This is a genomic window from Alteromonas aestuariivivens (genome assembly GCF_003367475.1).
Classification (GTDB): domain Bacteria; phylum Pseudomonadota; class Gammaproteobacteria; order Enterobacterales; family Alteromonadaceae; genus Alteromonas; species Alteromonas aestuariivivens.
Genome location: NZ_QRHA01000017.1, coordinates 1 through 13,935, shown reverse-complemented (window position 1 = coordinate 13,935; position 13,935 = coordinate 1). Strand labels below are relative to the sequence as shown.

General features: G+C 51.8%; 12 protein-coding genes. 9 read left to right on the top strand and 3 right to left on the bottom strand.

Going from position 1 to position 13,935, the window contains the following annotated elements; genetic code table 11:
- Positions 1-2 precede the first annotated feature (2 nt).
- Positions 3-362 carry a hypothetical protein gene (locus DXV75_RS16425; protein ID WP_115594517.1) on the bottom strand — a complete coding sequence of 120 codons (360 nt, stop codon included), beginning with the start codon at positions 360-362 and terminating at the stop codon, positions 3-5.
- 186 nt (positions 363-548) lie between these two features.
- Positions 549-1,223: a RadC family protein gene (radC, locus tag DXV75_RS16420; protein ID WP_115594516.1), complete on the bottom strand. Its 675-nt coding sequence runs from the start codon at positions 1,221-1,223 to the stop codon at positions 549-551.
- Positions 1,224-1,361: 138 nt separating this feature from the next.
- Between radC and coaBC the strand changes: the two genes are divergently transcribed.
- Complete coding sequence (gene coaBC, locus DXV75_RS16415) at positions 1,362-2,573, top strand: bifunctional phosphopantothenoylcysteine decarboxylase/phosphopantothenate--cysteine ligase CoaBC (RefSeq protein ID WP_115594515.1); 1,212 nt, start codon at positions 1,362-1,364, stop codon at positions 2,571-2,573.
- Positions 2,574-2,675: 102 nt separating this feature from the next.
- Complete coding sequence (gene slmA, locus DXV75_RS16410) at positions 2,676-3,263, top strand: nucleoid occlusion factor SlmA (protein ID WP_115594514.1); 588 nt, start codon at positions 2,676-2,678, stop codon at positions 3,261-3,263.
- Between the two features lie 40 nt (positions 3,264-3,303).
- On the opposite strand, the gene DXV75_RS16405 is transcribed toward slmA, so the two are convergent.
- On the bottom strand, positions 3,304-4,914 hold the full coding sequence (locus tag DXV75_RS16405) for a M28 family metallopeptidase (protein ID WP_425451720.1): 1,611 nt from the start codon (positions 4,912-4,914) through the stop codon (positions 3,304-3,306).
- Between the two features lie 177 nt (positions 4,915-5,091).
- Between DXV75_RS16405 and DXV75_RS16400 the strand changes: the two genes are divergently transcribed.
- The 7 genes from DXV75_RS16400 (at position 5,092) to DXV75_RS16370 (ending at position 13,660) form a co-directional block, all read left to right on the top strand.
- Positions 5,092-5,667 carry a TetR/AcrR family transcriptional regulator gene (locus tag DXV75_RS16400; RefSeq protein ID WP_115594512.1) on the top strand — a complete coding sequence of 192 codons (576 nt, stop codon included), beginning with the start codon at positions 5,092-5,094 and terminating at the stop codon, positions 5,665-5,667.
- A gap of 71 nt (positions 5,668-5,738) precedes the next feature.
- Positions 5,739-6,065, top strand: coding sequence for a DUF1820 family protein (locus tag DXV75_RS16395; RefSeq protein WP_115594511.1), 327 nt, complete (start codon positions 5,739-5,741; stop codon positions 6,063-6,065).
- 40 nt (positions 6,066-6,105) lie between these two features.
- Positions 6,106-7,881 (top strand): DUF885 domain-containing protein, encoded by a 1,776-nt coding sequence (locus DXV75_RS16390; RefSeq protein WP_115594510.1) that lies wholly within the window; start codon positions 6,106-6,108, stop codon positions 7,879-7,881.
- Positions 7,881-8,378: a hypothetical protein gene (locus DXV75_RS16385; RefSeq protein ID WP_115594509.1), complete on the top strand. Its 498-nt coding sequence runs from the start codon at positions 7,881-7,883 to the stop codon at positions 8,376-8,378. Before DXV75_RS16390 ends, DXV75_RS16385 begins: the two co-directional genes overlap by 1 nt.
- 114 nt (positions 8,379-8,492) lie before the next feature.
- Positions 8,493-9,182 carry a translesion DNA synthesis-associated protein ImuA gene (gene imuA / locus DXV75_RS16380; RefSeq protein WP_115594508.1) on the top strand — a complete coding sequence of 230 codons (690 nt, stop codon included), beginning with the start codon at positions 8,493-8,495 and terminating at the stop codon, positions 9,180-9,182.
- 9 nt (positions 9,183-9,191) lie between these two features.
- Positions 9,192-10,577 (top strand): Y-family DNA polymerase, encoded by a 1,386-nt coding sequence (locus DXV75_RS16375; RefSeq protein ID WP_115594507.1) that lies wholly within the window; start codon positions 9,192-9,194, stop codon positions 10,575-10,577.
- Positions 10,578-10,582: 5 nt separating this feature from the next.
- A complete protein-coding gene (locus DXV75_RS16370; RefSeq protein WP_115594506.1) occupies positions 10,583-13,660 on the top strand; it encodes an error-prone DNA polymerase in 3,078 nt (1,025 codons plus the stop codon).
- Positions 13,661-13,935: the final 275 nt, after the last annotated feature.

Genomic DNA, 13,935 nt, shown 5'->3' with positions numbered 1-13,935 from the left:
ACTTACTCAACAACAGTTGGAGCGTAGGTGAAGGTAACTGTCAGGGTAACGGTTTGAGTGCCTGACACTGTTACGGTGTTAGTTGTACCAACACACACGCCGTCAACCAGGGGATCATCACCGTCACAGATAATATCAACAGGAGGCGGCTCGATAATCGGGTTGTCTTGATTAACGCTACCACGGTTGTTGGCAACCATAGCCGCAGCAATACCCGTTGCAACCACACCGGTTGCCACCAGGCCAGCGGTCATTCCACCCGCTGCAGCACCTGTTGCTGAAGCACCCGCGGCCTGTTCCTGTGCATTGGCAGAAAGTGCCAGGCTGGCGCCTAGCAAAATAGATAATAGTGACTTTTTCATTTAGATTCCTTTAAATTCCACACCACGGAAAAGATAATGCTATAGCATTTTTTCACTGCTGACCAGTACTTATAATGGTTACACAGCAAAGTTACCGCCGATAGGCCCGGTAATGTACAGCTTAATATCCGTCCGAAAATTATACAACTCTAATTTTTACCAGGACATGAATCTAGCGATGCGTGTTCAAATAAGGCCCCGTTGCGCCATGGATACGGTCTGGCTGTCGCCCACCACAAAATGATCAAGCACAGTTATGTCAAGCAGTGCCATAGCTGCAACCACGTCGCGGGTCAGACGAATGTCCGCATCACTGGGCTCAGCAATACCCGATGGATGATTATGCACCAGAATTACAGCGGCGGCGTTATCGGCAATGGCCTGCCGCACCAATTCCCTAGGGTAAACCGCAGCCGCATTGATGGTGCCGTTAAACATCGCCCTATAGGCAATCAACTGGTGCTGACTGTCGAGCATCAACACGCCAAACCGTTCACAGGGTTCGTCACGCAAACGGGCTTTTAAGTAGCGCACAACATCATCGGCGTGGTTGAACACCGCTTGCTTCTTAAGAGGCTCTTCATAATGCCGCCGTGCCATCTCCAGAACCACCTGCAGCTGACAGTATCGGGCAGGCCCTATTCCCTCAACCCGACATAGGTCCGCGGCACTGGCACTGAGCAACCGTCGCAGGGAGCCGAATTGACCAAGCAATCGGCGGGCGAAAGACACCACACTGCAGCCACGCTGCCCACTTCCAAACAACACTGCCAGCAATTCTGCATCAGACATTTGCTCAACGCCCTGCCTGATCAGTTTTTCTCTTGGCCGTTCTTCTGCGGGCCAGTCTTTCACACCCATTTGTGACTCCCGTTGATTCCTTCCTCCTGTTTTACTGCTTTTGCAGGCTATCAGCGACTGCCTCAACAGACAGTTGTGCCTACCCTCGTGACATTAAGCGTGGTAGGCTTTGGGGATTTCTGATCTTGATGAACGGCCATGTCCTTATCTGATAAAAAAGTGTTGTTGGGAGTCACTGGCGGAATTGCGGCCTACAAGACCCCGGATTTGGTGCGCAAGCTGACTGCAGCGGGCGCTCAGGTGCGCGTAGTGCTGACCGAATCTGCCAAAGCATTTGTCAGCCCCCTGTCCTTACAGGCCGTTTCGGGCAACCCGGTTCATCATGAATTGCTCGACCCTGCCGCAGAGGCGGCAATGGGGCACATCGAGCTGGCCAAGTGGGCTGATATTTTGCTGATTGCCCCCGCCACCGCCCATTGCCTGGCAAAACTGACCCACGGGCTTGCCGACGATTTGTTGTCCACGCTGTTCCTGGCAACAACGGCAAAGGTGTTTATCGCCCCAGCAATGAACCAGCAGATGTGGCAGGCCAGTGCAACCCAGCGTAACCTGGCTGTGTTGCAGCAACCCCAACTGACCATTCTTGGGCCAGATAATGGAGAACAGGCCTGTGGTGATGTAGGGCCTGGCAGAATGCTTGAGCCGCTAGAGCTTGTTCAGCAGATTGAGAAATTAATCGCTCCGCCTCCCTTGTTGCTTAAGAACAAAAAGCTCCTTATTACTGCGGGCCCCACACGGGAAGCGCTTGACCCTGTGCGCTACATCAGCAACCACAGCTCTGGCAAAATGGGCTTTGCATTGGCGCAGGCTGCTGCGCGGGCAGGTGCCGAAGTTACACTGATAGCCGGCCCGGTTAATTTACCGACGCCAGCAGGATGCCGCCGTCTTGACGTTGAAAGCGCACAGCAAATGTTGGATTCTGTGCTGGAAAATATCGCACCTTGCGATATCTTTATTGCTACCGCTGCCGTTGCCGATTACCGGGCAAGTATTATCGCTGATAACAAAATAAAGAAATCGGATACGGAGTTAACACTTACTTTTGTTAAAAACCCTGATATTCTTAAAACCGTAGCCAGTCTGGAATCTGCTCCTTTCACTGTTGGTTTTGCCGCTGAAAGCCAGAATCTTGCTGAATACGCTAAAGGAAAACTGGTCAACAAAAAGCTCGACATGATTGCCGCCAATGACATCACGCAACCTGGCCTGGGGTTTAACAGTGATCACAATGCCTTACAGGTATTCTGGAATAGTGGTGAGCGGTCTTTAGGTCCTGCAACAAAAACCGAGTTGGCTGATGCGCTAATTGCCCTGGTGGCAACCCAATACAACAATAAAACATCAAACTAACCGGCATAGTGCCGATAGTATTGATGCAATCGCTCGCTTAACCATAAGCCGCTTAACATGGAGTTCGGGTGCAAGCCCGATATGAGAGGAAACACACGCGTTATGCCCGCAGTAAAAAAAACCAATCGGCGCGCTCAGATTCTTCAGGCGCTGGCCGGAATGCTGGAAACCAGTCCGGGGCAACGGATAACCACCGCAAAACTGGCTGAAAAAGTCGGCGTCTCCGAGGCGGCGCTCTATCGGCATTTTCCCAGTAAAGCCCGGATGTTTGAAGGATTAATCGAGTTCATCGAAGAGACCCTGTTCTCCCGCATCAACAAAATAATTAATGAAGAAAAAGATTCCGCTGCCCGCTGTCAGCTAATTCTGCATCTGATTCTGGGGTTTGCCGAGAAAAATCCCGGCATTACACGAATTCTGAACGGCGATGCGCTGATGGGTGAGCAGGAACGCTTGCGCGCGCGCATCGCCAAGCTGTATGAACGGCTGGAAACCCAACTCAAGCAGGTCCTTCGGGAGCGTAAACTGCGGGAAGGCAAAGCCTTAAGCGCAGATGAGGGTGTTATTGCCAACATGCTGATTTGCTATACCGATGGGCGTATCAATCTGTTTATCCGCAGTGGCTTTACCCGCAAGCCCACTGAACAGTTCAATGAACAGTGGGGCAATTTCAGACAGTTCTTTTTATAAAAAAAGCGCCGATTGGCGCTTTTTTATTGTCCTGCAGCCATTAACGGCCAAATGTGTTCCCGAAGAAGTCTCCGTCATTCCATTTTGTACGCTGTTCCTGGTTCGCCAGCGTCAAACCAATCTGTGCGTTCACCTCAGTAAAGGTTTTTGCCGCCTGCCAGTTGAATGGCTGATGAATGTCATCACTGGGTTTATGGTAGTGGGTTGAAAGGAATGTACCGAACACCTTGCTGCCATCCACCGCCGGATCTTTTGAGGTCAACCCCGGAACCAGAAAAACAGCCGGTACACCTTGCTTCACAAACGAATAGTGATCAGAGCGGGTAAACAGCGCCTGATCCGGCCACGGGTCTGCGCTGAGGCTGACCCCTGCATTGCCGGCAGCCAGTTCCACTGACGCTTTCATGTCACTGTGGTTGGCACCAAATGCAATTACATCTGCGAATTCGTATGTCAGAATCGGCATATCCAAGTTTACGTTAGCCACCATAGACTCAACCGGCACGGTAGGATTGCGCGCGAAATAATCAGCGCCCAGCAGGCCTTTTTCTTCTCCGGTTACCGAAACAAACAAAATGGAGCGTTTTGGCTTCACTTTCATTTCGCTGAATAAACGAGCCGTCTCCAGCATAACGGCCGTACCGGATGCATTATCCATGGCGCCGTTATTGATGTTGTCTTTCTTCACGGTTTTGGCGAAACCAATGTGGTCTGAGTGGGCGCTGAACACCACATACTCGCTCTTCAGAACCGGGTCGGAACCTTCAAGTATCCCTACAACATTCGGGCTGGTAATTTGTGAATGCAGGCTGCGTCTGGAGATATTCACTTCACCCGCCATTTCAAAGCCCTTGGGAGATTCATCCCGTTCAAGCTGTGCGTATATTTGTTCAAGAGTTTGCGGCGCATTGGCAAACAATTGCTCTGCAGCAGGTTGTGACAAATACGCGCCACCTTTCAGGGAAGGAAAGCTGTTTGCGGGAGTACCATCATCCTGCAGCCAGGCCATGCGGGGAGTGTGAATGTAGCTAAGACGAGTCTGATACGGCCGCACCTTTTCATCCCTTGGGGTGGTTACAGTGATAATTCCGATGGCCCCCCTCTCTGCAGCGTATTTTCCTTTTTGATAACCAGAGGCAAAATGCGCCCCTTCCTCACTGGGAAACGACTGAGGCTTTCCAGACAGCATCACCACGATTTTGCCATCGACATCCAATCCTTCGTAGTCATTGTGCTGTAACTCATCAGCCACGATCCCGTAACCCACAAACACCATCTCGCCTTGCAGTGTCGACTCCGCGCGCAGAATGTCGGGCCCGGTAAGATAATCTTTCGGATAGGAAAAGGTCACTTCCTGCTCACCATTGTTAAATGTGAACGTCGGCGACTCCTGCACCAGATTTGCCTTACGGAAGTTAACGGGCTGCATGTAGCCATCAGTACCCGCCGGCGTAAGGCCGTATTTGGCAAACTCTGTCGCGATGTAAAGCGCGGCAATGTCGTGCCCGCGGGAACCGGTATCCCGCCCTTCCAGCAAATCATCAGCTAAAAAGAACAAATGGGATTTGATTCGGTTGGTGTCTGGTTCAAAAGCCGGAGCTTGCTGCCCCGATTGTTGTGCCGAAGCAGCACAGCTCAGTACGGAAAACATTCCGCCCAATATCAGTTTTTTAATCATAATTTTATTCAGGTTACGGCTAAATCAGCCTAATGTTATCTCACGTAATCGGTACAGAAAATATCTCAAAGTGACGTTTGCGGTCTATGCCTTTTTCAAGCGATGGGTTACGCTTAAATCTACTCTATTAAGCCGTTGGAGTTATCCACCATGCCCAGAACAGCCCTATACGATCTCAACGCGGTTCTTGAGCAAGCCGTCAGTATTTTCCTCGAGCACAGTTTTTACGGTGCCAGCATGGATGAGATTATTGCCCGAACGGAGTTTAACCGCCGCGGTTTCTACCTCGAATTCGGCAGCAAGCAGCATTTCCTCTACCGGGTGCTTGAACACTACCAGCAATACCAGCTGTTTCCCATCATTTCCGAAATGGAACTCCAACCCGGTATTGAATCCATTCAGCGCTTTTTCAAACGCTACATTGAACTGATCCACCAGCGTGGCTGCCTACTGATCAACAGCGTCACAGAACTCGGCAGGCAGGACCCTGTAATTCGTGACATGGGGCGCCATTATCTCGACCGCCTGCAATTTGATTTCATTGGCTGCCTGGAAAAAGCTCAACACCAGGGAATGGTGATGCCTGATATCAACCTGGAATCGGCAGCCCTGCAACTCACCAGTTACGTTCAGGGGTTCGCCGTAAACAGCATTCTGGCAGACAGTGCACTTGAAATGGAGCTTGCCACCCATACACTGTTACACCCGCTTTTGACGAACAAATAAATTGCAGATCAAGGGTGGATTTCTGCGTTGAGGCCCCCATTTTGGAGTCAACGTAATACCAGGTAAGTACTATGAGTCGTAACGACCCTCTCTATCGAATTCAGTTCATCAGCAATGGTGAACGCTATGAGTTGTATGTCCGGGAAATCAGCCAGGGCAGCCTGTTTGGCTTTGTCGAAATTGGTGATTTTGTCTGGGACACACACACCAGTCTGGTGCTTGACCCCAGCCACGAAAAGCTGAAATCCGAGTTTGGTGACGTCACCCGCACTTACATTCCCATGCACAACGTGTTGAGAATTGATCAGGTAAAAAAGCAAGGTACTGCCAAAATCACCCAGTTATCTGATAAAGTAGCCGCGTTTCCTAGTCCGATTTATACACCCAAGAAAGAGTAACCAGAACCCGGCAGCGCTGGGGCAAGGTTCCGGAGAACGCATGTTAAAGCCAGTATTTTCGCGCTACACCCTAGCTATTTTCGCCTTATCACTGATTCATTTTTCCGTATTGGCGCAATCGCCTGCCAGCCAGAAACTCAGCACACTGCTGGATGAAATCTGGCAGTATGAGCTCAGTGTATCACCACTGATGGCCAGCAGTGAAGGAATCAAAAGTGCAGACAGCCAGCTGCCGGACATCTCTCCTGCGGCGCTTAAGGCCCAGCACGCCCAATGGCAGAACTATTCTCAACAGCTTAACGCAATCGCCAAAGACGAGCTCACTGCCGAAGAGCAAATCTCGTTGCTGATGCAGCAATACCGGCTGGACAATTACATAGACGAGTACCGCTTTCAGGCGCATCTTGTCCCGCTGACCTCCGAATACGGATTTCACAGCGCCATGGGCTCACTGGCCCGCAGCATCACCTTTAAAACCCGCGAAGATTATCAACATTATCTGCAACGGCTTGGGGCTCTTAAGAAATACTTTGAGCAAAATATTGCGTATATGAAAACTGGCCTGGAGCTGGGCTACACACAACCCAAAGTGGTTCTTCAGGGGTTTGAAGACTCGGTCAAACCCTATCTGGTGACCAAAGCCACTGACAGCACTTTTTATTCCCCTTTTACCCAGTTTCCTGCCCACATTTCTGCTGCTGAACAACAGGCACTGAAACAACAGGCCGAAGACGTTATCCTCAACCAGGTAGTACCGGCCTATCAAATGGTGTACGACTTTCTGGTTGATGAATACATCCCCAATGCGCGGGATGACATCGCCGCCAGGAACTGGCCGGACGGCGAAGCCTACTATCAGAACCGTATCAGACACTACACCACAACAGACATGACCGCCCGGGAAATTCACGATCTGGGCCTCGCGGAAGTCAAACGCATTCGCAATGAAATGCAGGCCATTGTGGATAAACTGGAGTTTGATGGTGACATCAACGCATTTATTCAGTTCCTGCGTACCGACCGCCGGTTTTATGCCAGCAGTGCTGAAGAACTGCTCAAAGAAGCGTCCTTCATTGCCAAAAAGATGGATGCCCGTTTGCCCCGCCTGTTTGAGTACCTGCCCCGCACACCTTATGGTGTTGAACCGGTACCTGACAGCATTGCGCCCAAATACACCACCGGGCGCTATGTCGACCCAACCCGGGACGATCAACCCGGCTACTACTGGGTAAACACCTACGCACTTGATAAGCGACCACTTTATGCGTTGACGGCACTTACCCTGCACGAAGCTGTGCCCGGCCATCATCTGCAAATTTCACTGGCCAGCGAAATGCAGGATTTACCCAAAGTTCGTCAGCAAACCTACATTTCGGCGTTTGGCGAAGGCTGGGGACTGTATTCCGAGTTTCTGGGCGTTGAAGTTGGCATGTATGAAGACCCTTATGACGATTTTGGCCGTCTGAGCTATGAAATGTGGCGCGCCTGCCGCCTGGTAGTCGACACCGGCATGCACATGTTCGGCTGGTCCCGCCAGCAGTCGCTGGATTTTATGCTCACCAACACAGCGCTGTCTGAACACAACGTGCGTACGGAAATCGATCGCTACATTTCCTGGCCTGCCCAGGCACTGTCGTACAAAATCGGCGAAATTCAGATAAAAGCACTGCGCAAGCAGGCTGAACAGGAACTGGGCAGCCACTTCGATGTGCGCCGCTTTCATCGTGCTGTGCTCGAACACGGTTCCGTGCCGCTGTTTATACTCAAGCGCAACATAGAGACATTCATCGAAGCAGAGCGACAAAAGGTAAAATAATGCTGATTGCTTTTTCTGTTATTGGGATCATGGTCCTGCTGCTGATTTATTTTGTGGTGCATTCCCAAACCCTTCAGCGCGACCTGAACCTTACCCGCAACTCGGCACGTCAAAATGCCAAAAAGGCCAGCCGCGGGTTAACCAGCCTGTTGTTTGTGGCCAACGAATTGCAAAAAACCTTTATGACCCGGCTCGATACGGCGCACAGTAAAGGTTTAATGCCTGAAAAAAGCTACCCGGTTGCACGCAGCATTGTGCGCAGCATGCCTCAGGTGATAATGGACTTTTGCGAAAAAGGCCACTCTGTAGAAGAAGCCCTTACCCGGGCCCTGCAAATGAGTGAAGCCAATATGGAGGAAGTCCGGGAGTTCATCAAAAAACAACCCCGGGAAGTCCGCCTGGCCTGGTCCAAAAACACGCCAGACGGCTACGTTACCGCCTGCAATGCATTTACCCAAAAGTTGTTGATGAGCGAAAAAACCGAAGATAATCAGTAATTTTTCAAGCTGACTTTTTCATAGTAACGCCGCTGTTGAAGCGGCGTTTTTATTACGCTTGAGTTCGCTCTGTCTTCATCTATAATACTGTATAAATATACAGGTAATTATACGATGAACGACGCAGAATTCTCTCTTCTCCAACTTCCCGGTATCTGGCGGGCCAAAGAGGGCCTTAATGTTTCGGGTTGCACGCGCCAGGAAACCGGCCATCGGGAACTGGATAAAGCACTCAATGGCGGTTTCCCGCCCAGCGGCCTGGTGCGCATTCGCAGCCATCTGGGTATCGGTGAGTTATCCTTATTGCAGTCGATCATCTGCCAGCCCAAAAGCCAGAAACTGTTGGTGTTTGTGGCCGCCCCCGGCCTGGTCCAGGCACCCTGGCTGAAACAGCTTGGTGTCGACCTTCCGCAGGTATACGTGATCCAACCGCCCAATGATAACGAAGCACTGTGGGCCACGGAACAGTGCCTGAAAAGCGGAGCCTGCCGAATGGTGGTGCTGTGGCAAACGGCTTTGCAACCTAAACCGGCCCGTCGGCTTCAGGTTGCGGCGACCCATAACCATACCCTGTGCCTGTTGATGGAATCATTGCAATCGTCCCGCCTGTCTTTACCAGTCACACTGGATCTTGCCTTACATCCGTCAGAGCAGTCGTTATATGCAGACATACTCAAACAGCAGGGAGGCTGGCCCAGAGAAAATATTCCTGTCCGGTTGCAGCACACACCTGATAATAGTGCCATTATGAAGGCAATGGCTGCAGCAAGCCCCATTTATTCAGGCTCATCCCAGGCCGGATAAGGCTGTTTTATGTTGTGGCTGTATCTGGATTTTTACCAGCTGACTCTTGACGCTGCGCTGCACCAACCGTTGCAAACACCCATGATTGTTTATCACCCGGCAGACAATCGTATTATGCAATGCTGCCAACAGGCCCAAGCTGCAGGCATTGAAGTAGGCATGGGCATGGCTCAGGCTGCCTCGCTGAGCCCCTCGCTGAAAGTACTCAACTATCACAGCGACATGGAAGCTCAACAACTGAGCGCCATTGCCCATCAGCTTTATCAGATTGTCTCTGATATCGTGTTGCTGCCCCCTGCCCACCTGGCCATTCGCCTCGACTCTCATCTGCGTTATTACAATGGCCTGACTCCGCTTTGGCTGACTCTTAAAAATGAACTGCAACGTGCCGGACGGCACTATCACTATGGCAGTGGCTGGAGCGTAGAATCCGCTAAGGTTCTGGCCAGAGCCCGGTGCAATCGGCTGCTGGCTGCCCCTGCGGCAATCCGCCAGCAGTTGCAGAATACCGCCATTGAGCACACCGATCTGACTGACAAGCAAAAGCAGGCACTCAACCGGGTAGGTATTCGCAATCTGAAAACTCTGCTGAACCTGCCCGCCACCGAACTTGGCAAGCGTTTCCACAATGATTTAATTCGTTATGTGTGCGCCCTGAATGGCTCAAAACCCAGCCCCGTCACCTTTTTTCGGCCCGCAGAGAATTTTCACCGTCATCAGGAATTAAGTTATGAAGCCGATAAAACGGCCCAACTGATACCCTGGCTACACTCGCTGCTGAATGAACTGATGATTTTTCTGAGGCTCAGAAACACCTGCACCGCCCATGTGTATCTGACACTGCACTTTCGTGACGAGGCACCACTTAAACTGGATGTTCGGGCCGCTACCGCCATGGCTCATCAAAAAGAATGGCAGGCTCTGGTGGAACTGAAAATTGAGCAGATTGTGCTCCCGGCACCAGTGGTAGCTATCGCACTTGCCTCAGGTACTCTGGAAGAACCGAATGGGCAATCCAACGATTTCTTTGAAGATCGCTTTGAGTATTTCAACCAGATGCAGCTGATTGGCCGTCTGCAGGCCCGGCTGGGGGCTGAACGGGTATTGCAACCCCAAGAGCAGAACGACTATCGCTACGAGCCGGTCCCTCGGGCAGTGGCCAACAATGTAAGTATACCGGCACTGCCCGGCTACCCGGCCCTATGCAGCCCTATACCTTTTCCCCTGGCTCAGCCCTGCCGCATTACCTATGGCCCGCTTCGGTTACATACCGGCTGGTGGGACGAGCAACCGGTGTGCAGGGATTACTACATTGCCGTAACCGAAACCGGTCAGTACCTGCAGATTTTTAAAGACCCCGGGCAAGGCTGGTTTGTGCACGGCTGGTATTGCTGACCGCTATGTACGCCGAACTTTATTGTCAGTCAAACTTCAGCTTTCTCACTGGAGCTTCGGACCCGGAAGAGCTGGTCAACACTGCCGCCTTTCTTGGCTACGAAGCGCTGGCCATCACCGATGAGTGTTCGGTAGCCGGTGTGGTGCGGGCTCATGCCGAAATCAGGCGTAACCGGCTGCCGCTTAAGCTGATCGTTGGCAGCCGTCTGGTACTGTCAGACAGCCTCACTCTGGTACTGCTTTGCCCGCACAAGCAGGCCTATACGGAGCTGTGCCGAATCATCAGTAATGCACGCCGGCGTTCCCCAAAAGGTGAATACACTCTGGCCGAGTGGGATTTGAAGTCACTCAAGCATTGCCTGGCTCTGTGGCTCCCTTCTGGCAAACAGCAACAGGACAATCACTGGGGCGACTGGCTGTGCAGCAATTTTGGTGACCGAGTGTGGATAGGCGCACAGCGGCTGCTGGATGGACTGGACACCCAGCGGTTTGAACACATCGAGCATCTGCAAACCAAATTCGCCGTCCCTGTGTGTGCCTGCACCGGTGCGTTGTTCCACCATACGGACCGTTTGTCGGTACAGCATGCACTGCACGCCATCCGGGAGCATACCACTGTACAGAGTCTGGGCCGGCAAGGCTTATGTAATGCCGAGCGAAGCTTGCGTCCGCTGAGGAAGCTCAGCAAGCTTTACCCCCGCCAATGGTTAGACGAAACCCGCAAAATAGCGGGACTGTGCAGCTTTAATCTGCAGGAGCTGAAATATCAGTATCCCGCCGAACTGGTGCCAGGCGGGCATACTGCCACCTCATATCTGCGGGAATGTGTCGAGCGTGGGATCCGGCGGCGCTTTCCCGGCGGTATCAGCCAGAAAATACGTACCATCATCGAAAAAGAGCTGACCCTGATTGAAGAGCAGCAGTACGAATACTTCTTCCTGACCATCCATGATATTGTGCAATTCGCCCAGCAACAGAATATTTTGTACCAGGGGCGAGGCTCGGCGGCCAACTCTGTGGTGTGCTATTGCCTTGAGATCACTGCCGTAGATCCACGACAAATCAATGTATTGTTCGAGCGCTTTATCTCCAAGGAACGTGACGAGCCCCCCGACATTGACGTGGACTTCGAACATCAGCGCCGCGAAGAAGTGATCCAGTACATCTATCAGAAATATGGCCGCGAACGTACCGCACTCGCAGCCACAGTGATCTGCTTCCGATTTAAAAGCGCTTTCCGGGAAGTCGGTAAAGCCCTCGGCTTTGCCGAAAGCCAGCTGGATTTTGTAATCAAAAACATCAACCGGCGTGATCGTGTCATTCCCTGGCAGCAACAGTTGCAACAGTGTGGGCTGGCAACCGATACTCCAAAGGTGCAGCAGCTGGTTACCCTGACCGAGGCTATCCTCGGATTTCCGAGGCACCTGTCACAGCATGTGGGCGGCTTTGTGATTTCAGCGGGCCCTCTGTACGAGCTGGTTCCGGTAGAAAACGCCGCTATGGCAGAGCGAACCGTGATCCAGTGGGATAAAGACGACCTGGAAAGTCTGGGCCTGCTGAAGGTCGACATACTGGCACTGGGCATGCTCACCGCCATCCGTAAAAGCTTTGCCCTCATCAACCGGCAGTTTAAAGAAGAGGTGAGCATTCCCTTTATAACCGGATTGGGAGACGACCGCCAGGTATTCGATATGCTCTGCAAAGCAGATACTGTCGGAGTATTTCAAATTGAATCCCGTGCCCAGATGTCGATGCTGCCAAGGTTGAAACCCCGCAAATATTACGACCTGGTAGTGCAAATTGCCATTGTGCGCCCCGGCCCAATCCAGGGTGATATGGTGCACCCGTATTTGCTGCGGCGTCATGGCGATGAAGCCATCAGTTACCCTTCTGATGAAGTCAAGAACGTGTTGTCCCGCACCATGGGAGTACCGATTTTTCAGGAGCAGGTGATTCAACTGGCAATGGTCGCGGCAGGCTTCAGTGGTGGTGAGGCGGACCAGTTGCGCAGAGCAATGGCAAGCTGGAAGAAAAACGGGCGCCTGCACGAATTCCAGGACAAACTCATCAATGGCATGCTGGAACGCGGCTACAGCCTGGATTTCTCACAAAGACTGTTCGAACAAATCAAGGGGTTTGCCGGCTATGGCTTTCCCGAGTCCCACTCTGCTTCATTTGCCGTGCTGGCGTACGTATCCGCTTGGCTAAAGCACTACTTCCCGGTCGAATTCTATGTTGGTCTGCTGAACAGCTGGCCGATGGGTTTTTATACGCCCAGTCAAATTGTGCAGGATGCACAGCGCCACCACATCACCATATTGCCTGTCTGCATTAATCATTCAGGGTACGATCACAAGGTGGAAGCCCAAGGTCACAATAAAGCCCTTCGCCTGGGGTTCAGAATAATAAAAGGGCTTTCAGAACAAAGCGCACAGGAGATTATTAAAAGCCGTCCGACAAACGGATTTCAAAGCATCGATGAGGTACAGGCACTAGCTGTTGATGCTGGTGATCTTGCGGCGCTCGCCAGTGCCAACGCCTTTGAACCTGTGGCCGGGAACCGCTATCAGGCACGCTGGCAGATCATGGATCAACAGCGTAATTTACCACTGTTTAGCAATTCTTCGGGCTATGATCAACAAACACTGTTACTACAGCCCAATGAAGTGGAAAACTTGCTGGAAGATTATGAATCTACCTCTTTGTCAGTACAGCGCCACCCAATTAAGTTACTGGCCCAAAGCCAGAATCTAAGCCGGTTTTGCTTTGCCGAACAGCTTAGCGAACTGAGCGACAAAAGTGTGGTCCACATTATTGGCTGTGTTACCGGAAGACAATCACCGGGCACTGCATCCGGGGTAACCTTTGTCACTCTGGAAGATCACACCGGTAATATTAATGTGGTGGTCTGGCAGGCAACCGCCCGGCATCAGCAGCAGGCATTTCTGAAGGCCACCCTGTTGCAGGTAGACGGCATACTGGAACGCTCGAAAGAAGGCGTTACCCATGTCATTGCAGGGAAACTGACGGACCGTTCAGACTGGCTTAACACTCTGTCTCTAAAATCAAGGGATTTTCATTAGCCCTGATTAATTCTGCAGGGAAGTATATGAGGGAGGCGCACAGCTTTTTCCGCATGAAACCCGATGGGTTGGGTTTCCACCAAGGAGTAGTGCAGTTTTACTGCGCATATACGAAAAAAGCCCACTCGTTTGAGTGGGCTTCTTCGTATAATTGGGAGTCTGGCGGTGTGCTACTCTCACATGGGGGTGAAGAACGGTGCTTCGCAGAAGCATGGCGAATGCCCAATGGCATTCGACAAGTAATGAACGACAGTCGCTCTGCGACTGGCTGGGGG

Excerpts from the sequence above, each read along its gene's own strand:
- DXV75_RS16425 (WP_115594517.1), bottom strand. The coding sequence starts at position 362 with ATGAAAAAGTCACTATTATCTATTTTGCTAGGCGCCAGCCTGGCACTT.
- radC (WP_115594516.1), bottom strand. The coding sequence starts at position 1,223 with ATGGGTGTGAAAGACTGGCCCGCAGAAGAACGGCCAAGAGAAAAACTG.
- coaBC (WP_115594515.1), top strand. The coding sequence starts at position 1,362 with ATGTCCTTATCTGATAAAAAAGTGTTGTTGGGAGTCACTGGCGGAATT.
- slmA (WP_115594514.1), top strand. The coding sequence starts at position 2,676 with ATGCCCGCAGTAAAAAAAACCAATCGGCGCGCTCAGATTCTTCAGGCG.
- DXV75_RS16405 (WP_425451720.1), bottom strand. The coding sequence starts at position 4,914 with ATGTTTTCCGTACTGAGCTGTGCTGCTTCGGCACAACAATCGGGGCAG.
- DXV75_RS16400 (WP_115594512.1), top strand. The coding sequence starts at position 5,092 with ATGCCCAGAACAGCCCTATACGATCTCAACGCGGTTCTTGAGCAAGCC.
- DXV75_RS16395 (WP_115594511.1), top strand. The coding sequence starts at position 5,739 with ATGAGTCGTAACGACCCTCTCTATCGAATTCAGTTCATCAGCAATGGT.
- DXV75_RS16390 (WP_115594510.1), top strand. The coding sequence starts at position 6,106 with ATGTTAAAGCCAGTATTTTCGCGCTACACCCTAGCTATTTTCGCCTTA.
- DXV75_RS16385 (WP_115594509.1), top strand. The coding sequence starts at position 7,881 with ATGCTGATTGCTTTTTCTGTTATTGGGATCATGGTCCTGCTGCTGATT.
- imuA (WP_115594508.1), top strand. The coding sequence starts at position 8,493 with ATGAACGACGCAGAATTCTCTCTTCTCCAACTTCCCGGTATCTGGCGG.
- DXV75_RS16375 (WP_115594507.1), top strand. The coding sequence starts at position 9,192 with ATGTTGTGGCTGTATCTGGATTTTTACCAGCTGACTCTTGACGCTGCG.
- DXV75_RS16370 (WP_115594506.1), top strand. The coding sequence starts at position 10,583 with ATGTACGCCGAACTTTATTGTCAGTCAAACTTCAGCTTTCTCACTGGA.